A 22,144-nucleotide genomic window follows, 5' to 3' on the forward strand; every position below is an offset into this window, starting at 1 on the left:
GTGGAAGCAGGGACTGAAGACCTGCGAAGCCGACCGGTACTAATAGGCCGACAGCCTCACACACACACGGAACACTGCCCGCGTCCACTCTACGGTCCCCAGACAACAAACCCCACCCCACCCCCACCCCCCCACGGGGCCGGGGACCGGGCGGGGCCACCGGGGAACACCACAACCGAATACAGCACCGCGCGCCGGCCCCCAGGGCCGGCCCACCGCAACCCGACACGCTTCCCCACCCCCGCCACCCGGGGGCGCGAGGAGAGAAGGTTACGGCGGCCATAGCGTGGGGGAAACGCCCGGACCCATCCCGAACCCGGAAGCTAAGCCCCACAGCGCCGATGGTACTGCACCCGCGAGGGTGTGGGAGAGTAGGACACCGCCGGACAACACCACCCGCCGAGGGCCCCACAACGACCGTGGGGCCCTCGACGCATTTAACAGCATTTCAACGCGAGCACCGCAACGCGAGCACCGCGCCGCCAACACCATCAGCACCGGACCGCCGCACCGCGCACGGCCCCTCGGCCGACAGTGCGCCGCCGCCACACGAAAAAGCCCCGGAGCGACGATGAGGGGGTGCGCGCTCCGGGGCGGTTCTCGATACCTCGCCAAGGCAGGAGTCCAGCGCGAGGTCTGCAGCCCAGCGTAGACAGGAGCCGTGGATTGACCATCGTTTTCGGTCAAGCAGCCGGGAGCCGACTCCTACGCCATGGGTCGAAGGGCCCAGAAATGTCTCCTGAACGCTTCCTCGTGCCGTCCCCTTGCCCAGCTCTTCGTGCCGTGCTCCGATATTGCTCATGGACACCCCTCGATACCTCTTGGCCATCGGCACGAAGAAGGGCCTGTGGCTGGCGACGAGCACCGATCGGCGGACCTGGGAGCTTTCCGAACCGCACTTTCTGATGCAGGAGATCCCTGCCATCGGCATCGACACCCGCGATGGACGTACGCGCCTGCTCGTCGGAGTACGGTCTGAGCATTTCGGGCCCACTGTCGTCCACTCCGACGATCTGGGCTCGACCTGGACTGAACCGGAGCGCGCGTCAATCGCCTTCGGGGAAGGTGACGACGCCGCCGTCGAACGCATCTGGCAGATTCTCCCGGACGCCGAGGACCGCCCCGGGGTCGTCTGGGCAGGTGTTCAGCCCATCTCCGTCTGGAAGTCGACGGACGGCGGCGCGACGTTCGAGCTCAACCGGGCCCTCTGGGAGCATCCCGACAAGGGCGACTGGGGGGCTGGCTATGGTGGCGCTGCCGCGCATTCCATCGTGCCGGACCGGCGGGACCCGCAGCTTGTCCACGTCGCGATGAGCACGGGTGGGGTCTACCGCAGCAGGAACGGCGGCGACAGCTGGGAGCGGGCAAGCAGGGGGATCTCTGCGTATTTCCTGCCCGATCCGGAACCCGAGATGGGGCAGTGCGTCCACAAGATCGCAGCCGACGCGGACGGACGGCTGTACGCGCAGAATCACAGAGGGGTCTTCCGCAGCGACAATCAGGGCGATCAATGGGTCTCGATCGCGGAGGGTCTCCCGGCGGACTTCGGCTTCGTGATGCTGACGCATCCGCGCAGGGGCGGTACGGCGTGGGTCATTCCGCTGGTCTCGGACTACGAGCGGATCGCCCCGGAGGGGCATCTCGCCGTACACCGGACCGACGATGCCGGCACGACGTGGCACAAGTACGACGGCGGCCTGCCGGCGTCCGACTTCAATGCGGTGCTGCGTGACGCCGCTGCGGTCGACGGGGGTGACCCGGTCGGCGTGTACTTCGGGACGCGTGGCGGCTCTGTATATGCGAGCGGGGACGAGGGAGAGACCTTCGTCGAGGTGGCCTCGCGGTTGCCCGACGTCCTCTGCGTGCGCGCGACCGTGCTGGGAGCGGAGGCCTGAAGCAGTGGTGACGCTCTTGCTGCCCACGATCTTGGCAGAGGTGGCAGGCGGCCGCACGGAGTTCGCCCTGGATGGGGTGACCTCCGTGCGGGCCGCCTTCGACAATCTGGCCGACCGATACCCCATCCTCGGGCGCAGGCTGCGCGACGAGCGGGGTCAGCTCCGGCGGTACGTCAACGTGTATGTAGACGGTGACGATGTGCGGCGGCGCCAAGGGCTCGACACCGCCGTCACGGAAGGGCAGGAGATCCTCGTCATCCAGTCGGTCGCTGGAGGCTGAGGTCAGGCGACCAGATCTCCGCCCTTGTACGTGACATCCGCCTGCACGTGCCAGAGGGAGAAGTCCTCCTCCTGGATGGCGCGGCGGTAACGGGTGTCCTCGTCCCGGATCCAGACGAGGCCGATGCCTGGCGCAGTGTCGTAGACGGTTCCCCGGAGGACAGTGACGCCGCTGCGGGCCTCGATGAGGTCCCCGCGGCGGAGTTCGCTGAGCTTCCGGATGCGGCGGTGGGTCTCGCTGGTCATCTGGTGCTCCTTCAAGCGTCAGTGGTGTTCCGACTGCTTCAGTCTCTGTCACGGGCGTTTCCGGCCCGTTTCGACGGCATGAGCGGGCAGTAAGGATCCAGTGGCGTCAGCGTTTCCGCAGATCAGCGACGTAATGCCCGTCACTCTCACGTACGTCGCGCGGCAAGCCGTCCTTGGAGGCAGATTGCCGCTAAACCGGTAGTCACAATGTGAAATTAAGCTGTGAGTGCTCCCAGTACTCTCGAGTAGGGGTACCAAGAGCCAGCCGTGGACGATAGCGTCTGTCACCGGACCCAGCAACGAGGCTGGGTACAGGAGCAGTTGCCTGGTCGACAGGTGAAGGGGCGTGCTGTGGCAGCAAGGTTCGAGGTGCTCAAGGACGAGGCGAGGCTCTACCGGGTCCAGCTGAGGTCGGCCGAAGGGGTGGTAGTTGCGGTCGCCCAGGGACTCCAGTCCCTTGATGCCGTCAAGCGTGTGATTGCCTGCGTGCGGGAGAGCGCCGCAATGGGGCTCGTTGTCGACATGACGAAGCCCATCTGACGCTGGGGGTCTGGAGTTCTGACGGTGCCGGAACGTAGGCTCCAGATGTTAGAAGCATCCGGGTTCCCCGCCTGACCAAGGAGATCTGTCATGCCAACGATTCTCAACCCTTACCTCAGCTTCAAGGACAACGCCCGCGACGCGATGAACTTCTACCAGTCCGTGCTCGGCGGTGACCTCACCATCTCTACCTTCGAGGACTTGCACGCGGCTCAGGACGAGTCCGAGGGCCAGCTCGTCATGCACTCGATGCTGACGACCCCAAGCGGGATCACGCTCATGGCCTCTGATACTCCGGAGCGAATGGAGTACCAGCCGGGCACCAACTTCTCGATCTCGCTCAGCGGGGACGACGAGGAAGAGCTGCGGGGCTATTGGGACAAGCTCACCGATGGCGCCACCATCACGATGCCGCTCGAGAAGGCCGTATGGGGCGACACGTTCGGCATGCTCGTCGACAAGTTCGGGATCCCGTGGCTCGTGAACGTCGCTGGGCAGCCTGAGGACCAGTCGGGCGAGGGATCGGCCGCCGCCGCAACCCCCCAGGTGTAGCCCGCCACCTGGTTCGCTGCGGCCGCCCTCGGCGGGGCGCTTACGAGGCGGGGCGGTCCTCGCGCTTCTGCTTCGTCAGCGTCTCGTCGATGATGTTGCGGATCTCCAGCAGCAGTTCCGGCGACAGATCGCTCGTAAGGCTGCGGGCTGCGAAGCTCTTCACCTCGGCCTCCCGCATGGCGCGGAGAAGATCGAGCTGGGCGGCCACGCGGGCAGGCGTTTCGGCGTCGGCGTTCGTGAGGAACGCCGACGGAACTCCGAAGAAGTCCGCGAGGGCTTCGAGGAGGTCCGTGTCGGGCGTCATCGGTCCCGTACCAGCGCGCATGTAGTGCCACCGCTGCCGGGAGATGTGAAGGCCGCGGCCCTCGACGGCCTTCTTGATGTCCGGGAACGTGTACCGGCGGCCCCCCTCGGCCGCGACTACGTCGAGAAGCGTGTTGAGACGCTCAGCCAGAACCTCCTCGGGCTTCTGGGATTCGTGCTCAGGCATAGAGGGCCCCCTCCGATTTCTGGACAAGCTTCGTTTCCGACTCGCTCAGCAGGTTCCCGCCAGCGGCGAGATCGCTGTCGAGAATTTCCACGAGAGCGCGATGAAGCCGCGCGCGTGGGTTGCGGCTGAGTACGCCCTTGAGAGGAACGGATACCGAGTCTATGACGACACTGGCGTGGGCCGTGCGGCGCCACACGGGGTGGAGCCGCACGAGGTGGTAGCGCTCGTTGAGCTGCCACTGTGCCACGCGCTCGGAAACCGAAGGCAGCATGAGCCCGAAGGAGAGCAGGAGCGCCGCGATTCCCTCGAGGGCGTGGAACGCGTTCTGCAGCACCGGCTCGTAGTCCAGGCCGACATAGGTCAGGACGATGATCTGCCGCGCGAACTTCGCGGCGAACGCGACCACGGTGACGACGCAGCCCAGGGCGACCGCACTGAAGCCCGTGCGGAACATCGCGGAAGCCATCTGTGGGAGATAGCGCAGGCAGACGATCGTCACTTCGACGGACACCGCCGCGAGGAATGCGCAGAGAGTCGCCATGAAGACGAAGACGCCGACGTCGCTCTGCGACCCGGCATCGAGCGCCAGGCGACCGAGCGGCTGGTCCGAGCTAACGGCGCCGGCCATTGACGCGCATGCGAACGCCACGCAGTACACCGTCATGGCCGCCGTCGTCTGCAGGAGGCCGCGGCGCAGGACGGGTTCCTGCTCCGCGGGGGCGACGACGGCCTTCACGATTGCGGTGCGGAACAAGCCGAAGGAGAGCATGACAAGGCAGCCGCTCATGAGGCTCGCGATGCCCGGGAAGCGGAGGCCCGCATCGATCGCATGGGAGACCGGAACGCCGCTGATGGTCGTCGCCAGAGCGGCGGGCAGCGCGACGAAGAAGACGAGATCCCCTCGCTGCCGTACACAGGAGGGCAGGCGGGAGAGCACGAGCAGCCACAGAGCCACGGTCGACGCAATCGTGATGCTCATCCGAAGATCCCTCGGAAGTTCCGCGGCTCGACGCGACCGGCGCGCCGGGTCCGCGCCAGGGCATCCGCGAAGAGGTCGGCGAGCGACTCCGCGACGATCTCGGGTTCCGTGTGACGCTGGCAGCGGGCGAGGCACTTGGAGACGAGGTCCGGGCTCAGGTCGGGCAGGAGGGTAGCGAGGTGATCTTCCTCGTCCATGAGCCGCTCGTGGTTGAGCGCCATGTGTGCGAATTCGTGGAGGATGATCTGCTCGCGGTGCAGCGGCGACGCCGTCTCGGCGTGCAGGATGAGGTCAGTGGCAGGGAACGACAGCCAGAGCCCGGAAATCTGGTTGCGCCCGAGTTCGCTGACCTCGCGGATCACGATTTCCTTGCCGCGATCGTCCTCGAGGAGCTGGCGGAGGGCTTCGAGCGTGAGGCGCTCGGGGACGTCGAGGTCGCGAAACGCCGCGGCCGCTTGGCCGCGAAGCTGTTCCATGTCCATGACGCCATCCTCGGTCTCACCTGCGGACTGAGCCCAGAATATCAGGGCTTGGACACGTCCATTTATCACGACTCGTCCAAAATGTCACAAGAAGCACACACTATATGCACGAAAGTGATGGACACACCCTCGTCCCGCTCAGTAGAGTCACTCGCGTGACGGCCGCTCGGCCGGTCGATTTCCCCTGTGTCGTCAAGGCTGGCAAGTGATCAAACGGTTGTGGCAGTTCCCCGCTGTCATCAGCGGGACTGCGCTGCTGACATTCTGTGGCGTAACCGCACTCCAAGCCAGCATGAACGGTCCGCTCCACGCCTTCGGCGCGAGCGTTGAGGCAGCCCGAGCGAGCGCTTCGCCCAGCGCGGGCGCCCTCTCCGTCGCGGCGGGCGCACCCGTCCATGCCTCCTCGGGCGCCGAGGCCAGCGCCGAGCCGACGAGCGTTGAGGCCGCGGGTGCCCTGGTCACTCCTTCGCCGCAGCCCCAGGCAACGAGCGACGGCGGCTCGTCGTCGCCCAAGGCCGATGGCGGCGCGGGGACAGGGGGAGCACTGGCCGAGGCCGGCGCCGGCGGAAGCGGCCAGAGTGGCGTGAGCGGTCAAGGGCACGGGAGCGAGAACGCCGGAAGCCAAGATTCCGGCTCTCAGGACGGCGCTGCCCAGGGAAGCGGCTCGCAGGCTGGCGTGGTGCAGGCTGCTGCGGGTCAAGTCGGCGCTGTGGCCGGTTCCGCCGACGAGGCCCGCGGAACCCGAGGCCTCGGGTCTTCGAACCAAGCCGGGGCTGCCGCGTCGGCTTCGGACGGTGGTCTTCCTGGGGCCGGCGGCGCTCTCTCAAGTGGTCTCTCCTCGGCGGCCGCGTCCGCCGGTGCGGCCGCCTCAGCGAGGGAGGAGCAGCTGAGCCAGGACCTCAGCAGATGGCTCGGCCTGACCGCTCATGGCGATGGGAAGGGCCAAGGCCAGGGCCACGGTTTGGCGGGCAGAGCCTCGCAAGGGCAGGCGGGCTCCGCAGGCGGGTAGCTAGCCCAGGGGCATGCGGAGCGGCCAGCCCTGTCCGTCGAGGATCGCCTGCGCGCTCTGGCCCGTCGCCTCGTTCACGATCACGGGAGCCATGAGGTTCACCGTGGTGCCACCTTCGCCCGGGGTTGCGACGACCAGCACGCGGGCTTCCTCCGGGGAACCGAGTCCAAGGCTGCGGCATGGTGCGGAGATCTCCGGCTCATAGCCGGGGACGTACACGGCGGCGTCGAGCAGGAAGAGCCGGATGTCGGGAGCCGCGTCGGGGCGGAGGCTGAAAAGGCCGGCGGCGCCGTCGACCGCTTCGAGCGTGAAGTCGGTGTGCGGGGCGAGCCCGGGCAGCGGCTCGGCGAAGGTCAGCGTGCTCACTTGAGGAAGTCCATGAGGCTCGGCTGGAGCGTCCGCGCGGTGACTGCGAGGGCCGCCTGGTAATTCGTCTGCTGGAGCTGCAGGTCCAGGGCGGCCTTGCCGAGGTCCAGGTCCTCTATGCCCGAACGCCTCGTCTCGAGCGCATTCTGCTCTGTCATGTTCTCCGATCCTGCGCGTTGGAGTTGGGCGAGCCGGGTCCCGACGTCGGCGCGCCCACTGACCACGGCACTCATCGCCGTGTCGAGCGATTGCAGCCGCGGCGAGGGATCGCTGCCCTTCCGTAGGTCGGAGGATATCGCGTCGATGATGCTGAAGACCGAGTTTGAGCCCGTGCCGAAGATCGCGGCGCCGTTGGCGTCCACTTGGACGGTCTGGTCTGGGCCGATCCGGCGTTGGACAGTGTCGCCCGTCATCCCGTTGAAGGAGGGCGGCGTGCCGTCGGTGAAGGCCGCGGCGGCGTCGGATGTCCCTGCGAAGACGTTGCGGCCGAGGTACTTCGTGTTCGCGGCGGCCAGCAGATCGCCCCGCAGGGAGTCGATCTGCGTGGCGAGTGCGTTCTTCCCGTCCTGGTTGAGGGAGCCGTTACCGCCCTGGACGGCGAGGTCGCGCGCCTTGCGGAGGTAATCGGTCACGTTGCCCAGCGTCGAGTCGAGCGTCGTGAGCCACGCCGTCCCGTCGTCGATGTTCCGCTTGTACTGGGCGTTGGCGGCAATCTGGGCGCGGATGCCCAGGGAAGCGGCCGTTCCGACCGGATCGTCGGAAGGCCGCGTGATCCTCTGACCCGAGCTCGCGGCGTCCTGGGCCGACGAGAGGCGGGCTTGGCTCGCGCCGAGCCGGCGCTCGGCCGCGCTCAGCATGGTCTGGTCGGTCACGCGGAGCATCTCAGAGTCCTACCGTTCCCATGTGGTTGATGAGGGTGTCGAGGGTCTGGTCGAGCGCCGTCAGGACGCGCGCTGCCGCCTGATACGCGTGCTGGCCCGCAAGCAGGTTCACGTTCTCCTCGTCGAGGCTGACCGAGGCGCCGGACGTCTGGGCCGTTTTCGCCGTCGTCGCCGCGGTCGCCGTCATCGTCTCCTGCTGCTGTGCGGTCTGGGACGAGCTGCCGACGCGCGAGACGAAAGCGGCCCACTTGCTGTCGGGGGAGCCTGCCTGAGTGCTGAGCTGGGCGACTGCATCCGCGTTCGAGCCGTCGTTCGTCCCGGTGCTCAATGCTCCGGAGGCGATTCCGCTCGCGTCGCCGGGCACCACGCTCAGGCCCTGGGCCGCAGGGAGGGAGGGGTTGATGGCGAAGAAGTCCAGGCCAGTCGCGCCGGACGGCGTCTTGCCCTGGCTGTGCACGCTATTGACCGCCTGCGCGAGGGATACCGTGAACTCGTTGTACTGCGCGGCGGCCTCGGCGATGGGTCCGCCGGTCCCGGAGGCATTAGCGGGAGCCAGGACGGAGAGGTCGCCGGCGACCGTCCCGCCGTCGAGCCCCACCGGGACGCTCGGGCGGTCCGCCCACACGAGGGTCGGGGCACCCGACGACGTGTCAGCCAGGCTCTGAGGACCCGTGAGCTGGACGGCGCGTGAGGTGCCCCCTGTGACAAGCGCGTTGCCTCCGAGGAAGACGGCGACCGTTCCGTCGGACTGCTGGCGGACGGATCCGCCGGCGAGCGATGCAATCGTCTCGGTGAGCTTCGACCGCTGGTCGATGAGCTCGTTCGCGTTGCCGCCCGCGGCCAAGGTCGAGCGGATGCTCGTGTTCAGTTTCGCGACCTGGGCTGCGGCGTCGTTGAGCGAGGTGACCATGCCCTGCGCCTCCGACTGCGTGGAGGACCACTGGGCGGCAAGCGCCGAGTACCCGCTTGAGAGTTCGGCCGCGAGCTGCTTGCCGTTCTGGACCACCGTTGCTGCGGCCGAGGCGTCGTTCGGCTGGTTCGCGAGGTCCTGCCAGGACGACCAGAACGACTGCAGCTGCGCTGAGATCCCGTTCGCCCCGGGCTCCTGGAGGGTCGTCTCGATGGCTTGGTACGCCGTCGAGCGCTGAGCTGCGTAGCCGGCGGACGACGACGTCGACCTCACCGAGGCGTCGAGCAGCGCGTTGCCGAGCCGGGCAATCGAGTCTACGGAGACGCCCTGGCCGACCTGAGATACCGCGGCCGAGCCCATTGTCCTGGCGAGCGGCCCCATGGCGGACTGCTCGAGGCGCTGCCGGGTATAGCCGTCGGTCCCGACGTTGTCGATGTTCTGGCCCGCGACGTCGATGGCCTGCTGCGCGGCCGAGAGGCCGCGGTAGGCCGCGTTGAGGGCGCCGAATGTGCTCACAGTCGTCCTTCGGTCAGAGGTCTCGGGCGAAGAACCGGGACTCGTTCGTGCCAGCGGCCCGGCCGTGGTCGTCGTAGGTCTTGGCCATCGACGTGACGTCCGCGAGCGTCTCCTGCGTGGAGCGCGAGGCGGCGCGGAGGAACTGGGCGTTGGCGTCGCGGAGCTGGCGGATGACGGCGGTCTGTTCCGTCATCGCCTTGAGGTGCGCGGTGAGGATCTCGCCCCACGGCCCCTCCGGCGCGCCAGCCGCGAGCTCCCGCAGCGTTGCCTCCTCGGGCAGGCCCCATTCCTTGGCTGTGGCGGCGGCAGTCACCGCGCGGGCGAGCCCTGCCGCGGACAGGCGTTCGAGGACCTGCTCGACCTCGCGGGTCGCGTGGGAGATCCAGCGGGTCTTGCCTGCCGTGAGGAGGAGCTGCTCCTCCTCGAGCTTGAAGGTCAGGAGGTCCAGCAGCTCGCGCTCATGCCAGAGCTGGGCCGAGAGGTCATGGATCGCCATTCAGTGGCCAACTCCTCATCCGTGGGCCTTGCAGGACGCGTACGCGGCGATCGGCGCCACGTTGTAGACCCTTATCGGCGCGGCGGGGGCCTTCGTAAGCACGCCGCCTCCCGGAGCCGCCTTCCCCGGGCCGGCGACCGATCGGGCTATCGCAGAACGCGGTAGCGGAGGTAGACCACATTTGAGCTCATGGTGCGGGTCTCGACGAGTTCGAGATCCACCCGGAGCTCGTGTCGCGGAAAGTAAGGGATGCCACCGCCGAGCAGCACCGGGTAGACCCGGGCCCGGTACTCGTCGATGAGACCCAGATCGGCGGCCTCGGCAGCGAGAGCCGCCCCGCCGATCGCGATGTCCCCGTTCCCCGGCTGCACTCGCAACCGCTCGATCTCCTCAGCCAGGCCGCCCGAGGCAAGCCGGGCGTTGCCCTGGAGCCCCGACAGCGTGGTGGAGAACACCACCTTGGGGAGCGCCCTCCAGATCGCCGCGAACTCGACCGTCGAGAAGCCGAGCGAGGGATTCTGCTCGGCAGTCTCCCAGTACAGCATCGTCTCGTACAGCTTCCGTCCCAGCAGGTGGACGCCCGTGCCACGGACTTCGTCGGTCGCGAGGCGGAAGACCTCCTCGTCGGGAGCAGTCCACCCGACGCCTCCATCTGGGCCGACGATGTAGCCGTCGAGGGAGACCGCCATCGAATAGGTCACCCTCCGCATCGGAATTCCTCCTCGCCGTACACCCATGAGCACCCCATATCAGCCGAGCTCCTCCGCCAGCGCAACGATGATCCCCTCCGGGCCGCGGACGTAGCACAGTCGGTAGCTGTCCTGGTACTGCGAGACCTCTGCGACGAGTTCCACGCCGCGCGCCCGCAGGCCCGCGACGGCCACGTCGAGGTCGTCGACGGCGAACATGACGCTGCGGAGGCCGAGCGTGTTTCCGGGTGGGTTCTGCTGCCCGCCGCCAACCGCTGCCGGGGTGTGGAACTTCGTCAGTTCGAGCCGGCCGTGGCCGTCCGGGGTGCGCATCATCGCGATGTCGACCCGGACACCGTCGAGGCCGACGACGCGGTCGACCCAGGGTCCCTCGACCGGCGCCTCGCCCTCGAGCTCCATACCGAGCTCGACGAAGAACGTGACAGCGGCCTCAAGGTCGTCGACGACGACGCCTACATGGTCCATCCGCTGGATTGCCACAGCGCTCCCTTCTTGCGGCGTAGGGTCCGCTGCCAATTCTCGATCCGACCACCACTTGGTGTTGAGGTCCCGAGAAGAATTCTTCCTCGGTCACTTACGTGCAACCCGCAGCGGCCGATTGGTGGCAGTGAGGGCCCACGGACGGGCCCGGAGCATGAACCACAACTCATTCACGGAGGACTCAGATGGCTCTCAGCGTCAACACCAACCTCATGGCCCAGCAGGCCTACCTCAACCTCAACAAGACCTCGGCTGATATGGCCAGCTCGATGGCGAAGCTCTCGAGCGGCCTGCGGATCAACACCGCGGCGGACGACGCCGCCGGCCTCTCGATCTCCCAGGGCCTGCAGTCCCAGGTCGACGGCTCCCAGATCGCCTCCCGCAACGCGCAGGACGGCATCAACGTCATCCAGACGGCCGACGGCGCCCTCGGCGAGGTCCACTCGATCCTCCAGCGCATGCGCGACCTCGCGGTCCAGGCGGGCAACGACTCGAACAACCCCGCCTCCCGCACGGCGATCAAGTCCGAAGGCGACGCCCTCGGCCAGGAGCTCAACCGCATCACGAACTCCACCAACTTCAACGGCATCAAGCTCCTCGACGGTTCCGCTTCGGGCGCAACGGCCCTCAGCTTCCAGGTCGGCGCCGACGGCTCCGCCAACAGCCAGATCAAGGTCGACTTCGGCAACCTGACGACCTCTTTGGCGGCAGGTGCGAACAGCTTCTCCGGTACGACGGGTGCGAGCGGGTTCCTCGTGGACACGGCTGCGAACGCCGCGACCACGATCACGAACCTCGACACGGCGATCGCGGCGGTCTCCGCCCAGCGGTCGGGCCTCGGCGCTGCGCAGAACCGCCTGGGCCACGCGGTCAACGTGCTGAACACCTCGGCTCAGAACCTCACCGCGGCGAAGTCGCACATCACCGACACCGACATGGCGTCCGAGATGGTCAACTACACCAAGGACTCCATCCTGTCGCAGGCTGGCACGGCGATGCTCGCGCAGGCCAACCAGTCCGGCCAGGGCATCCTCAAGCTCCTCGGCTAGAAAACCGATCAAACGCTGATGGCGGTCAGGGTGGCCAACCTGCTCCTGACCGCCATTGGCGTCTGACTGACGCTAAGGAGTCAGAGCATGACCGGAGTGTCGATCAACGGGCTCGGCAGCGGGCTCGACATCACGTCGATCATCAATTCCCTCATGCAGGTCGAAGCCCTGCCGCAGCAGCAGCTCCAGCAGACGCAGGCCAACGATCAGAGCATGATCAGCGCGCTGCAGGCGGTCAACGGGAAGGCCTCGTCGCTCGCCACGCTCGCCGACAAGATGGCGTTCCCTGGGGCGCTCAATCTCTTCACCGCGTCGTCGAGCAGCACCGCCGTCACGGCGACGGCGGGCACGACGGCGACCGCGGGCACCTTCAGCGTGCAGATCAACCAGACCGCCCAGACCCAGGTCGACGTCACTGCGCCCATGTCGGGCTGGCCGACGGACTCCACCGGGGCGCCGTCGGCCCTCACTCTGGTCGACTCGACCGGCAAGCAGACCCAGATCACCCCCGCGAGCACCTCGCTCGACGACGTCGTGAGCGCGGTCAACGCGGCCGGCGGCCCGGCAACGGCCATGAAGGTCGCCGCTGGGACTGATGCAAGCGGCAACCCGCTGTACCGCCTCCAGCTGACGGCCGCGCAGTCTGGGGCCACGGGTGCATTCAAGGTCTACCAAGGGTCGTCGTCCGCGGTCACCGCCGGCACCGCGACGGACCTCATGTCCCAGTCAGGTGCCGCCGTCGTCACCGCAGCGCAGGACGCCTCGGCGACCCTCTACGCGGGAACGGCCGCGCAGCAGACCATCACGTCGTCGTCGAACACCTTCAAGAACCTCTTCCCGGGGGTCGACGTCACCGCGACGTCTGCGGCGGCCGGCACGACGGCGACCATCACCGTCGCGAGCGACAACGCGGGCATCACGAAGCAGGCCAGCGATCTCGTGAGCTCGATCAACGACCTGCTGGGCAACATCGCGGACAACACGAAGGTCACCACGACCATCAACGCCACGAGCGGCTCGTCAGCCGCCGGGGGCCTGTTCACGGGGGACTCGGCCGTGAGGGGGGTCGCGGACGCCATCACGGACGCCCTCTACATGCCGACGAGCAACGGCCACTCACCGTCGGAATTCGGCATCAGCATCCAGCAGGACGGCAGCTTCGTCTTCGACTCGACCAAGCTCCAAGCAGCGCTCACCGCGGATCCGGCGGGCACGCAGTCGGCACTCCAGGAGATCGCCTCGCGGGTCTCCACTGCAGCGAAGAACGCGTCCGACCCCGTCACAGGGTCGATCACGTCCCTCATCTCAGGCCAGCAGGCCGACGTTGCCGACCTGGCCAACCAGATCAGCGACTGGGGGACACGCCTCGCGGACCGCAAGGCCACGCTGACCGCCCTCTACAACGCGATGGACACGTCGATGGGCACGCTCAAGTCCCAGCAGTCCTGGCTCACGAGCCAGATCGCCGGCCTGCCCACCTACTCGTCCAGCAGCTCCAAAGGTTAGGAACTCCCATGACCCTCCAGCCAGCCCGCGCGCGGCAGCTGTACAACCGTGACGCGATCCTCTCCGCGAGCCCTGTCCGGCTCCTCACGATGATCTACGACCGGCTCATGCTCGACCTCCACCGCGCCGAGAAGGCACAGGAGGCCGCGGACTGGCAGGCTGCGAGCGACTCCCTCCTGCACGCGCAGGACATCATCGCGGAGCTCAGCGCGACCCTCAAGTCCGGCATCTGGGACGGAGCGGAGAGTCTCCGCAGCCTCTACGACTACGTGCGCCGCGCGCTCGTCAACGCGAACATCAACCGCAATCCCTCGCTCACCCGCGAGGCCATCGCCCTCGTCGAGCCGCTGCGCCAATCGTGGCACCAGGCAGCGGCCTCGCTTCCTGCCGAACGCCCGGAGGCAACCGCAGCACTCGGGGGCTACGTTGGCTGACTCGTGGGACGAAGTGCTCGGTCGCCTTGAGGCAGACCTGGACGCCGTCGAGCACCAGCTCAAGGACCCCGCCGCGGGCGCCGTCGAGGCATGGCCGCTCCCCCTCGGGCTCGGGCCGATCCCGGAGCGACTGGTCCGGCGGGCGCTCGCGCTGAGCGACCGCCAGGAGGTCCTCGCCAATCTCCTCGAAGAGGCGAAGGCCAAGTCCGCGCGGCACCTCGCCGTCGTCCGCTCGGTCCCGTCCCCCAGGGCCGAGGGAGCCCCGATCTACCTGGATCTCAAGGGCTGAAGTCCGAACGGACGCCGCATCACGGCACCGGGTCGGGAGAGGACGGCCCGATCGGAAGGATCGGCGCACCGAAGTCGGTGATGGTGTACCGGCCGCAGTGGACGTTGCTTGATGGGGCGGTGCGGGCTGCCGAGGGCAGGACGAGCGGTGTGGGCTCGGCGTCGGTCACCACGAACGAGACCTTCGTGCTCGAGTAGTCCGTGCGGTTGGTGAGCCATGCGTACTCACCGAACTGGCTGTCCACCTGCACCAGCTGACTGGGTTCGGGGAGAAGGGCCTTGGCGGCACGGACCGCCCAGAACCTCCCCGCCCCGGTCTCGTGGCTCGCGCTGACCCAGGCTTTTACGCAAGTGAGATCCGGGTCGACGGCGGCTGCAGACCTGCCGAGCGCTCCGGCTGCCGCCGTCGATACGGCGAGGCAGGCGACGACGAGGCCCGCGAGTAGCCCCTTGACGGCCTTGTCGGGAAGCCGGCGGAACAGTGCGCCGCCCTGGGTGAAGAGTCTCGGGGCCAGCACCAGGGTGCACACGGGAGCGAAGTACAGGGGCTGGAGGTAGCGGACCCAGAATTGGCCGAGGAGGATCATTCCGCCCATGACTGCCAACGGAGCGAGCCAGGCCAACCCGCTGAGGACGGCGGTCCCGGCGTCTCGGGTGGCGAGGGAACCGCGGAACACGATCACCGAGATGAGGATCAGTGCGATGACAGCTGTCAGAGACACGGCGCCCTCGATCGTCGAGGCTCTTTCTGCCAGCATGTGCGGGTAGAAGATGGCCGCCACGCTGGCCTTCCCGGGGTTGACGTAGGAAGGACCGTCCCTGAGGATGAGGGACCCGAACGGAATCCTCGCCAGGAGGCCGAGGCAGCTGCCGAGGGCCAGGAGAGCAGCCGCAAGTGCAGAGCGTCGCCAGCGGATGACACGCTTCCACGCGACCAAGGCGAGCACGACGCCGAGCGGCAGTACCTCCCAAGCAAGGAACAGTGGGTTCGTGAGGCTCGAGAGCGCAGCTACCCCCACGAGGACGAGTTCCAGCCAGCGCCAGCGGCTCAGACCTCGGGCCTTCAGGAGCCGCACCGTGAGCGCCGTCGTGGCGATCGACGCGAGCACGGTCATGCTGTAGTACGTCGTGGTCGCGAGGAGCGAGGCGAGTTGGAAGTCGTTGTAGCCCGAGGAGCTCTCCAAGAGCGCAAAGCCCGTCATCGTGCCGAAGGCGACGAGTGCGCCGACGACGCGGTGCGCTCGCGGCCGCTCGCGCTGCACGACTCCGCTCAGGAATCTGAGCACTCCGTAGAACAGCAGGAGATTGACGACGGCGTTCAGGGCGAAGGTGCCCTTGAAGCCGAGGCCCAGCACCGAAAGAGCGAAATACAGGCCCATCTCGGGGATGAAGAGCACGGCGGAGAGGGCCCAGTCCTGCGGCTGCCCTGACAGGACGGACCCGCGAACGAGCGCGGGCAGCACCGAGTCGCCGTCGTAGTACAGCAGCCAGGAACGGTCCGTGGCGTCGATGTGCCACACGGTCACCAGGGCGAAGGCCACCGCGACGAGCAGCCCGATGGACTCGGCCAGCCACCACCGCCGGATGCGCCCCACGGGACGGGAGGTCGCGTCAGCAGTCGGCAGGAGCCGGGGCGCCGCGTCAGCCTGCACCACAGAATCGATCACCCTACCATCGTTCCAAGACACGCAGCGCCGCACATTGCTTCTCAGCAGATCCTTGGGCCTTCCTTGCGAAAGCCTGCGCTTATGGGAAAGCCGCGCCGACAGGGAAAGCCGTGCTAACGCCTCGCTGCACGCTGCCGATAGGCAACAGCGAGCACGGACTGCTCGTTGTGACCCGGCCACGGATCGGCCTCACCATCCCCTACCCAGGCAGGACAGTGTGCTCGATTCCGTGACCTCTGCCGCGCTCACAAGCGCGCTCAACGGACTCTCGCTGCGTCAGCAGGCCATCGCGGACAACATCGCGAACGTCAACACGCCCGGCTACCACGCGAAGCGCGTCCAGTTCGAGAACGCCCTCGCCGCGTCCGTCGCGGCCGGGAACGGCAACGTGCAGGCGACGACGTCGATCTCCGAGGAGCCGACGCAGCTCAACGGGAACAACGTGAACCTCGACAGCGAGACGCTCTCGAACGTCGACACCGTGCTCCGCTACCAGTTCGCGTCCCAGGCACTCAACAGCGAGTTCACGGAACTCCGCACGGCGATGAAGACGGCATAGGGAAGCTGGCTATGACCTTCGACACGATCGGAATCGCGGGCACGGCCCTCACCGTGAACCGGAAATGGCTCGACGCCGTCTCCGACAACCTCGCGAACATCAACACCGCGGCCCCGACAAGCGGGCCCGCCTTCCAGGCCCGCTACATCGAGGCACAGGCCGGTCCCGGGAACACCGGCGTCTACGTCACGGGCACGCCCGAGGGCAGTGCGACAGGGCGCCTCGTCTACCAGCCGGACAATCCGATCGCGGACAAGAACGGGTACGTGCGCTACCCCGACATCGACCTCAGTGAGCAGATGGGCTCGCTCATCATGGCCCAGAGGGGCTATCAGGCGAACACCGAGGTCGTGAACCGGGCGAAGGACATCTACGAGGCCGCGCTGCAGATCGGAAAGTCGTCATGATCATTCCCCCTGTCCAGGCCGTCACGGGCACTGGCTACGTCACCCCCGTCTCCCAGCCCGCCACTACGGGTGGCTCGGGCTTCGCAGCGAGCCTCGCCGGAGCCGTCGACAATCTCCAGCAGCTCCAGTCGACGTCGAACCAGCTCGCCGTCAAGGCCGTCACGGGCAGCCTTGACGACATCCACAGCGCGACCATTGCCGCGGCGCGTGCCCAGGTCACGCTCGAGCTCGCGTCCACGATCCGCAACCAGGGTGTCGACGCGTTCAACGAGATCATGAGGATGCAGGCCTGATGCCCCCGTTCGTCGCCCTCGCCTTCCGCCGCTTCTCCGATACCGTGAAGGGCTTCACGGTCGGGCAGCGCACCATCGCGATCATCGGACTCGCGGTGCTCGCCCTCGGCGCGTTCGCGCTCGCCTCGTGGCTCACGAAGCCCAGCTACACCCCGCTCTTCACGGGCCTGCAGAGCTCGGACGCGAGCGCCGTCGTCCAGCAGCTCGGCAAGGACAACGTCCCCTACCAGCTCACCGACGGGGGCTCGACGATCCTCGTGCCGCAGGACAAGGTGTACGACGAGCGGCTCAAGGCGGCATCGGCGGGGCTCCCGTCTGCCCCGGCAACCGGCTACTCGCTGCTCGACAAGATGGGCGTGACCTCGTCGCAGTTCCAGCAGGACGTGACCTACAAGCGTGCGATCGAGGGCGAGCTGGCGACGACGATCTCCCACCTCGACGGCGTCAAGTCGGCAAGCGTCCAGCTCGGCATCCCGGACAAGACGGTGTTCACCTCCCAGCAGACCGACCCGACCGCCTCGGTGTTCGTCCAGACGCAGCCGGGCGTGACTCTCACGAGCGACAAGGTGGACGCGATCGTCCACCTCACGTCCGCGTCGATGCCGGGCATGAAGGCAACCGACGTCTCAGTGGTGGATGCGCAGGGCAACGTGCTCTCCGCCGTCGGGACCGGGACCACGGGCACCAGCACGAAGCTCGCCTCCGGCTACCAGCAGCAGACCCAAGCCGCCGTGCAGGCCGTCCTCGACCGGGTCCTCGGACCCGGGAACGCGACCGTCGCCGTCATCCCCGACGTCGACCAGCAGTCCGCACAGCAGACGTCCGAGACGTTCTCGAGCGCCAACAACACCGCGCCGCTGAGCCAGTCGACGACCACCGAGAAGTACACGGGCACCGGAGCGTCGGGAGTCTCAGGGGTACTCGGGCCGGACAACATCGCCGTTCCGTCGGGGACGAGCACCTCGGCCGCCGGCGCGGGGGGCAACGGCACGTACGACTCGAGCACCGACACCAAGGACAACGCGGTCGACAAGGTCACGGAGAACCGGACGATTCCGGCCGGCGCGCTCAAGAAGCAGTCGGTGTCCGTCGCGATCAACCAGGCGGCGGCACAGGGCCTCAACCTCCAGAACATCAACTCGCTCGTCTCTGCGGCCGCCGGGATCGACGCGAAGCGCGGCGACGTCCTCTCCGTGCAGGTCGTGCCCTTCAGCACCGCGGCGGCAGACCAGGCCAAGGCCGCGCTCGCCCAGCAGCAGGCGGATGACGCTGCCAAGGCGCAGCAGGCCATGTGGACCAACATCATGTGGGCCGGAATCGCGCTCCTCGCGCTCATCGCCGTCGCGCTGTTCGTGTGGATGCGAGCACGGCGCCGCGCGGTGCGGGAGCCGCTCGACCTCGGCGGGAGCATCATGTTCGACGAGCTGCCCGAGCCCGCGGTCATCGAGGCCCCGGCCACCGTCGCGCTCCCGGCGGTCCCCGAGCCGCTCCCCGCGCTGCCCGATCCCGGCGCCGAAGTGCTCGACGCCGAGCGCCGGCGGGCGCAGGTGGACCGGCTCGGAGCAACTGAGCCGCAGAAGACTGCGGAATTCCTGCGGGGCCTCATGGACGAGACGAGGGCAGGAGTATGACGCCGGCGCTCACCTCCGCGCTCACTGGCACTCAGAAGGTCGCAATCGTGCTCATGCAGATGAGCCCCGAGAACGCCTCGAGGGTCATGACGCACTTCAGCGAGTCGGAGGCCGAGGAGGTCGCCGCGGAGATCGTGCGGCTCAGCCGCGTCGAAGCGGCCGTTTCGGAACAGGTCATCGCCGAGTTCCACGAGATCGCGGTGTCCGGGCGACGCACGACGCGCGGCGGCCGGGATCTCGCCGTCGGCCTCCTCGAGTCCTCGTTCGGGCCTGACCGCGCCGCCGGGGTCATGGACCGCCTCGCCTCGACGATGGCCGGAAAGTCCTTCGAATTCCTCGACACCGTCGACGCGTCCCAGCTCATGACCCTGCTCGACGGCGAGCTCCCCGAGACCATTGCCCTCGTGCTCGCGCACCTGCGCCCGGCGAAGGCCTCCGAGGTAATGGCGGGCCTCGGCGAATCCCAGGCGATCGACGTCGCGCAAGCGCTCGCGACCATGGGTTCCGCGACCCCCGAGGCCGTGACGATCATCGCCGAGAGCCTCAAAGCGCGCACGAGCGCCGCCGTTCCGTCGGGGCGCAGGCAGGCAGAGGTCATCGGCGGGATCCAGCCGCTCGTGGACATCATCAACCGCTCCGACATCACGACGGAGCGCACCGTCCTGGACGGACTGCAGGAACGGGATCCCGAGCTCGCCGAAGAGGTCCGCTCGAAGATGCTCACCTTCGCGGACATCGTGAAGCTCGAGCGCCGCGACATCCAGCAGATCCTGCGCGGCATCGACGCCGGGGTGCTCGCCCGCGCCATGAAGGGCGCCGCGGCCCCGGTGCTCGAGGCCATCAACAGCAACGTCTCGGACCGCAACCGGGAGATCCTGCAGTCCGAGATCGCCGCCGTCGGGCCCGTACGGGCATCCGAGGTCCAGGAGGCGCGCGCCTCGATCGTCCGCACGATCCGCGAGCTCGAAGCGTCGGGCGACATCACCGTGCGCCGCGGCGAGGAGGACGACCTTGTCTATTGAGGCGCGGACCACTGAGGCGCGGACCACTGAGGCGCGGACCACTGAAGCGTGGACCACTGAGGCGCGGACCACTGAAGCGCGGACCACTGAGGCGCGGACCACTGAGGCGCCCGCCGAGCCCTTGGCCCCACGGCGCGTCGTGTTCCCGTCACTCCAGAACCCGGGCGACGCCGAGGGTTTCACGCGAGGCCACGCCGCGGGCTACGCGGCCGGACTGAGGAAGGCCGAGGCCGAGGTGCGGACGCGCCGCGCGGAGTGCGAGGCCGAGCGCGCGGCTGCCCTCGAGGAAGGCCGGCACCGCATCGAGAGGGGAGTCGCCGTCCTGGAAGCGGCCGCCCGTGCCCTGCACCAGCGCACGGCCCCGGTCCTCGCCGAGGCCGAGACGGAGCTCGCGGCCGCGGCCCTCGCGATCGCCGGGGCAGTCCTCGGGCGCGAGCTCTCGGACGCCGAGGTCGGCGCCAAGGCTGCCCTCGCCAGGGCGTTCTCCGGCCCGGATTCCGCGCCCGTCGTCGCCGTCCGCCTCCACCCCTCCGACCTTGCGCTCGTTGCGGGAGCCGCGCCGGCTGGCGTCGACCTCGTCGCCGATCCGGGACTCGAACCGGGCGACGCCGTCGCGGACTATCCGGACGGCGAGCTCGACGCGCGCATCTCCACCGCGCTCGCCCGCGCTGCCGCCGCGCTCGCCGGCGAGGAGGCATGATGGACGTCGCGGCGGCGGTCGAGGCGGCGGCACCCGAACGCGTCGGCGTCGTGACCTCCGTGCTCGGGCTCGCGCTCGAGGTGGCCGGGCTCGCGTGCGCCGTCGGCGACACCGTGGCGGTGACGACCGACGACGGCGGCACGAGCGAGGCCGAAGTCGTCGCCACGGCGCGGGGGACCCTGCGCTGCATGCCGCTCGGGCGCATCGCCGGGGTCCGCCCAGGCCAGTCCGTCCGCTCGCGCCGCGGCGGCAGTACGGTTCCCACTGGCCCGCAGCTCTTCGGCCGCGTCCTCGACGGCCTCGGCCGGCCGATCGACGGGCGGGGACCCCTCGGCGGCAACCGTGTTCCCCTCGAGCACGCAGCCCCCTCGGCCATGCAGCGCGCCCGCATCGACACCCCGCTCCAGACCGGCGTCCGCGTCCTCGACACGCTCACCACGGTGGGGCGGGGGCAGCGCCTCGGCCTCTTCGCCGGCTCGGGTGTCGGCAAGTCTTCGCTCCTGTCGATGGTTGCACGCGGCACCGAGGCCGAAGTATCCGTCATCGCCCTCGTGGGGGAGCGTGGCCGAGAGGTCCGCGAGTTCCTCGACGACGACCTCGGGCCGCAAGGTCTCGCCCGTTCGATCGTCGTCGTCGCGACCTCGGACGAACCCGCGCTCGTGCGGCTCCGCGCCGCGTTCACGGCCACCCGGATCGCCGAGTCGTTCCGCGAACAGGGTGCCCACGTCCTGCTCATGATGGACTCGCTGACGCGCGTCGCGATGGCCCAGAGAGAGATCGGCCTTTCGGCCGGGGAGCCCCCGGCGACCCGCGGCTACCCGCCGTCGACCTTCGCCCTCCTCGCGCGCCTCCTCGAACGCGCTGGGACTGGGGAAACCGGTTCCGTGACGGGCATCTACACGGTGCTCGTCGACGGCGACGATCACAACGAGCCCGTCGCCGACGCCGCCCGTTCGATCCTCGACGGCCACGTTGTCCTGGACCGTCGGCTTGCTGTGAGCGGGCACTACCCGCCCATCGACGTCCTCGGTTCGGTGTCCCGGGTCGCGTCGAAGGTGAACCCAGCCGAGCGCACCGCGCTCGCGGCCGAGCTGCGACGCGTCCTCGCGGCTCGAAAAGCGGCCCAGGACCTCATCGACGTCGGTGCCTACCAGCGGGGAAGCAACCCGCTCGTCGACGCCGCACTCGCCCATGAGCAGGAGATCGAGGGGTTCCTGCGGCAGGACCTCGACGATCAGACCCCGGGTCCGGAGGCGTGGGCGCACCTCGCTGGGCTCGCCGCGACCCTCGGAGGTCCACGATGAACCGTCAGTTTCCCCTCGCCGGGCTCCTGCGGCTGCGCCGGCTCGAGCAGGACCAGGCCGCGGCCAGGTTCGGCGCCGTCAATGCGCAGCTCCGAGCCGTCGGCGCGCAGCAGGCCTCGGCCCGGGCAGACGCCGAGGAGATCCCGTCCGACGTCGACAGCTCGGCAGCGCTCCTCGCAGTTGCCGCGGCCCGCGCCGCCTCGGCGAGCCTCCTCGCGGAGCTGGACGCTCTCGCGGCCGCTGCCGAGGCCGAGCGCGGCAAGGCGCAGCACGACCTCACCTCCGCGCGGGCCCGGACCGTGGGGCTCGAGAAGCTCGAGGCGCGGCACGATGCGCTCGTGGACGCGGCCGAACTCGCCGCCGAGCAGGGCGTCCTCGACGACCTCGGTTCGTCCGCGCGGCTTCGCCAGGCCCCGGCCGCCGCGGCGGGGCGAGGAGGGTCGACGACGTGAG

General features: G+C 68.6%; 28 protein-coding genes and 1 rRNA gene. 18 read left to right on the top strand and 11 right to left on the bottom strand.

The genetic code is table 11. The features are described from left to right. Positions 1–271: 271 nt before the first annotated feature. The 3 genes from rrf (at position 272) to E6A21_RS16335 (ending at position 2,175) form a co-directional block, all read left to right on the top strand. A 5S ribosomal RNA gene (gene rrf, locus E6A21_RS16325) occupies positions 272–388 on the top strand. Between the two features lie 412 nt (positions 389–800). Then, entirely contained in the window at positions 801–1,895 is a 1,095-nt protein-coding gene (locus tag E6A21_RS16330) for a WD40/YVTN/BNR-like repeat-containing protein (protein WP_138445226.1), read from the top strand. A 7-nt stretch (positions 1,896–1,902) separates the two neighbouring features. Then, positions 1,903–2,175, top strand: a complete 273-nt coding sequence (locus tag E6A21_RS16335; protein ID WP_246036584.1) for a MoaD/ThiS family protein — start codon at positions 1,903–1,905, stop codon at positions 2,173–2,175. Positions 2,176–2,177: 2 nt separating this feature from the next. Here the strand turns inward: E6A21_RS16335 and E6A21_RS16340 are convergent, their stop codons facing one another. Then, positions 2,178–2,420 (bottom strand): hypothetical protein, encoded by a 243-nt coding sequence (locus tag E6A21_RS16340; protein ID WP_138445228.1) that lies wholly within the window; start codon positions 2,418–2,420, stop codon positions 2,178–2,180. A gap of 351 nt (positions 2,421–2,771) precedes the next feature. Between E6A21_RS16340 and E6A21_RS16345 the strand changes: the two genes are divergently transcribed. Together E6A21_RS16345 and E6A21_RS16350 are read left to right on the top strand one after the other, a co-directional pair. Beyond that, positions 2,772–2,960 (top strand): YegP family protein, encoded by a 189-nt coding sequence (locus E6A21_RS16345; protein ID WP_138445229.1) that lies wholly within the window; start codon positions 2,772–2,774, stop codon positions 2,958–2,960. 90 nt (positions 2,961–3,050) lie between these two features. Further along, on the top strand, positions 3,051–3,512 hold the full coding sequence (locus E6A21_RS16350; RefSeq protein ID WP_138445230.1) for a VOC family protein: 462 nt from the start codon (positions 3,051–3,053) through the stop codon (positions 3,510–3,512). A 40-nt stretch (positions 3,513–3,552) separates the two neighbouring features. On the opposite strand, the gene E6A21_RS16355 is transcribed toward E6A21_RS16350, so the two are convergent. The 3 genes from E6A21_RS16355 to E6A21_RS16365 are packed head-to-tail and all read right to left on the bottom strand — an operon-like array spanning position 3,553 to position 5,463. Then, positions 3,553–4,002, bottom strand: coding sequence for a hypothetical protein (locus tag E6A21_RS16355; RefSeq protein ID WP_138445231.1), 450 nt, complete (start codon positions 4,000–4,002; stop codon positions 3,553–3,555). Further along, a complete protein-coding gene (locus E6A21_RS16360; protein ID WP_138445232.1) occupies positions 3,995–4,981 on the bottom strand; it encodes a hypothetical protein in 987 nt (328 codons plus the stop codon). The genes E6A21_RS16355 and E6A21_RS16360 overlap by 8 nt, the downstream gene beginning before the upstream one ends. Continuing rightward, on the bottom strand, positions 4,978–5,463 hold the full coding sequence (locus E6A21_RS16365; protein WP_138445233.1) for a hypothetical protein: 486 nt from the start codon (positions 5,461–5,463) through the stop codon (positions 4,978–4,980). Before E6A21_RS16365 ends, E6A21_RS16360 begins: the two co-directional genes overlap by 4 nt. Positions 5,464–5,668: 205 nt before the next feature. Here E6A21_RS16365 and E6A21_RS16370 point away from each other — a divergent pair, with 205 nt between their 5' ends. Continuing rightward, on the top strand, positions 5,669–6,472 hold the full coding sequence (locus E6A21_RS16370; protein WP_138445234.1) for a hypothetical protein: 804 nt from the start codon (positions 5,669–5,671) through the stop codon (positions 6,470–6,472). Here E6A21_RS16370 and E6A21_RS16375 read toward each other — a convergent pair whose 3' ends face one another. The 6 genes from E6A21_RS16375 to E6A21_RS16400 all read right to left on the bottom strand — a co-directional run bounded on the left by E6A21_RS16375 (position 6,473) and on the right by E6A21_RS16400 (position 10,831). Continuing rightward, on the bottom strand, positions 6,473–6,838 hold the full coding sequence (locus E6A21_RS16375) for a flagellar assembly protein FliW (protein WP_138445235.1): 366 nt from the start codon (positions 6,836–6,838) through the stop codon (positions 6,473–6,475). Next, complete coding sequence (gene flgL / locus E6A21_RS16380) at positions 6,835–7,719, bottom strand: flagellar hook-associated protein FlgL (protein ID WP_138445236.1); 885 nt, start codon at positions 7,717–7,719, stop codon at positions 6,835–6,837. The genes E6A21_RS16375 and flgL overlap by 4 nt, the downstream gene beginning before the upstream one ends. Position 7,720: 1 nt before the next feature. After that, positions 7,721–9,145, bottom strand: a complete 1,425-nt coding sequence (flgK, locus tag E6A21_RS16385; protein ID WP_138445237.1) for a flagellar hook-associated protein FlgK — start codon at positions 9,143–9,145, stop codon at positions 7,721–7,723. Between the two features lie 13 nt (positions 9,146–9,158). Beyond that, entirely contained in the window at positions 9,159–9,641 is a 483-nt protein-coding gene (locus E6A21_RS16390) for a flagellar protein FlgN (RefSeq protein ID WP_138445238.1), read from the bottom strand. Between the two features lie 146 nt (positions 9,642–9,787). After that, positions 9,788–10,351, bottom strand: coding sequence for a dihydrofolate reductase family protein (locus tag E6A21_RS16395; RefSeq protein ID WP_138445239.1), 564 nt, complete (start codon positions 10,349–10,351; stop codon positions 9,788–9,790). A 39-nt stretch (positions 10,352–10,390) separates the two neighbouring features. Continuing rightward, on the bottom strand, positions 10,391–10,831 hold the full coding sequence (locus tag E6A21_RS16400) for a VOC family protein (RefSeq protein WP_246036585.1): 441 nt from the start codon (positions 10,829–10,831) through the stop codon (positions 10,391–10,393). Between the two features lie 185 nt (positions 10,832–11,016). Here E6A21_RS16400 and E6A21_RS16405 point away from each other — a divergent pair, with 185 nt between their 5' ends. From E6A21_RS16405 to E6A21_RS16420, 4 genes are all read left to right on the top strand, one after another. After that, a complete protein-coding gene (locus E6A21_RS16405) occupies positions 11,017–11,880 on the top strand; it encodes a flagellin N-terminal helical domain-containing protein (RefSeq protein WP_138445240.1) in 864 nt (287 codons plus the stop codon). Between the two features lie 87 nt (positions 11,881–11,967). Beyond that, positions 11,968–13,386 carry a flagellar filament capping protein FliD gene (gene fliD, locus E6A21_RS16410; protein ID WP_138445241.1) on the top strand — a complete coding sequence of 473 codons (1,419 nt, stop codon included), beginning with the start codon at positions 11,968–11,970 and terminating at the stop codon, positions 13,384–13,386. Positions 13,387–13,394: 8 nt separating this feature from the next. Next, on the top strand, positions 13,395–13,820 hold the full coding sequence (fliS, locus tag E6A21_RS16415; RefSeq protein WP_138445242.1) for a flagellar export chaperone FliS: 426 nt from the start codon (positions 13,395–13,397) through the stop codon (positions 13,818–13,820). After that, positions 13,813–14,109, top strand: a complete 297-nt coding sequence (locus E6A21_RS16420) for a hypothetical protein (RefSeq protein WP_138445243.1) — start codon at positions 13,813–13,815, stop codon at positions 14,107–14,109. The genes fliS and E6A21_RS16420 overlap by 8 nt, the downstream gene beginning before the upstream one ends. Positions 14,110–14,128: 19 nt before the next feature. Here E6A21_RS16420 and E6A21_RS16425 read toward each other — a convergent pair whose 3' ends face one another. Continuing rightward, complete coding sequence (locus tag E6A21_RS16425) at positions 14,129–15,775, bottom strand: hypothetical protein (RefSeq protein WP_138445244.1); 1,647 nt, start codon at positions 15,773–15,775, stop codon at positions 14,129–14,131. A 217-nt stretch (positions 15,776–15,992) separates the two neighbouring features. On the opposite strand from E6A21_RS16425, the gene E6A21_RS16430 reads away from it, so the two are divergent. The 8 genes from E6A21_RS16430 to E6A21_RS16465 are packed head-to-tail and all read left to right on the top strand — an operon-like array spanning position 15,993 to position 22,143. Then, the gene (locus E6A21_RS16430; RefSeq protein WP_138445245.1) at positions 15,993–16,334 is read left to right on the top strand and encodes a flagellar basal body rod protein FlgB; all 342 of its coding nucleotides are present in this window, start codon (positions 15,993–15,995) and stop codon (positions 16,332–16,334) included. An 11-nt stretch (positions 16,335–16,345) separates the two neighbouring features. Beyond that, the gene (locus E6A21_RS16435) at positions 16,346–16,741 is read left to right on the top strand and encodes a flagellar basal body rod protein FlgC (protein WP_138445246.1); all 396 of its coding nucleotides are present in this window, start codon (positions 16,346–16,348) and stop codon (positions 16,739–16,741) included. Beyond that, entirely contained in the window at positions 16,738–17,034 is a 297-nt protein-coding gene (gene fliE / locus E6A21_RS16440) for a flagellar hook-basal body complex protein FliE (protein ID WP_138445247.1), read from the top strand. The genes E6A21_RS16435 and fliE overlap by 4 nt, the downstream gene beginning before the upstream one ends. Continuing rightward, a complete protein-coding gene (gene fliF, locus E6A21_RS16445) occupies positions 17,034–18,665 on the top strand; it encodes a flagellar basal-body MS-ring/collar protein FliF (protein ID WP_138445248.1) in 1,632 nt (543 codons plus the stop codon). The genes fliE and fliF overlap by 1 nt, the downstream gene beginning before the upstream one ends. Further along, entirely contained in the window at positions 18,662–19,687 is a 1,026-nt protein-coding gene (fliG, locus tag E6A21_RS16450) for a flagellar motor switch protein FliG (protein WP_138445249.1), read from the top strand. The genes fliF and fliG overlap by 4 nt, the downstream gene beginning before the upstream one ends. After that, complete coding sequence (locus E6A21_RS16455) at positions 19,677–20,387, top strand: FliH/SctL family protein (RefSeq protein WP_138445250.1); 711 nt, start codon at positions 19,677–19,679, stop codon at positions 20,385–20,387. The genes fliG and E6A21_RS16455 overlap by 11 nt, the downstream gene beginning before the upstream one ends. Next, the gene (locus E6A21_RS16460) at positions 20,384–21,691 is read left to right on the top strand and encodes a FliI/YscN family ATPase (protein ID WP_138445251.1); all 1,308 of its coding nucleotides are present in this window, start codon (positions 20,384–20,386) and stop codon (positions 21,689–21,691) included. Before E6A21_RS16455 ends, E6A21_RS16460 begins: the two co-directional genes overlap by 4 nt. Then, positions 21,688–22,143: a flagellar export protein FliJ gene (locus E6A21_RS16465; protein ID WP_138445252.1), complete on the top strand. Its 456-nt coding sequence runs from the start codon at positions 21,688–21,690 to the stop codon at positions 22,141–22,143. The genes E6A21_RS16460 and E6A21_RS16465 overlap by 4 nt, the downstream gene beginning before the upstream one ends. Position 22,144 lies beyond the last annotated feature (1 nt).

The sequence above is a fragment of the Sinomonas susongensis genome (genome assembly GCF_005877005.1).
GTDB lineage: Bacteria > Actinomycetota > Actinomycetes > Actinomycetales > Micrococcaceae > Sinomonas > Sinomonas susongensis.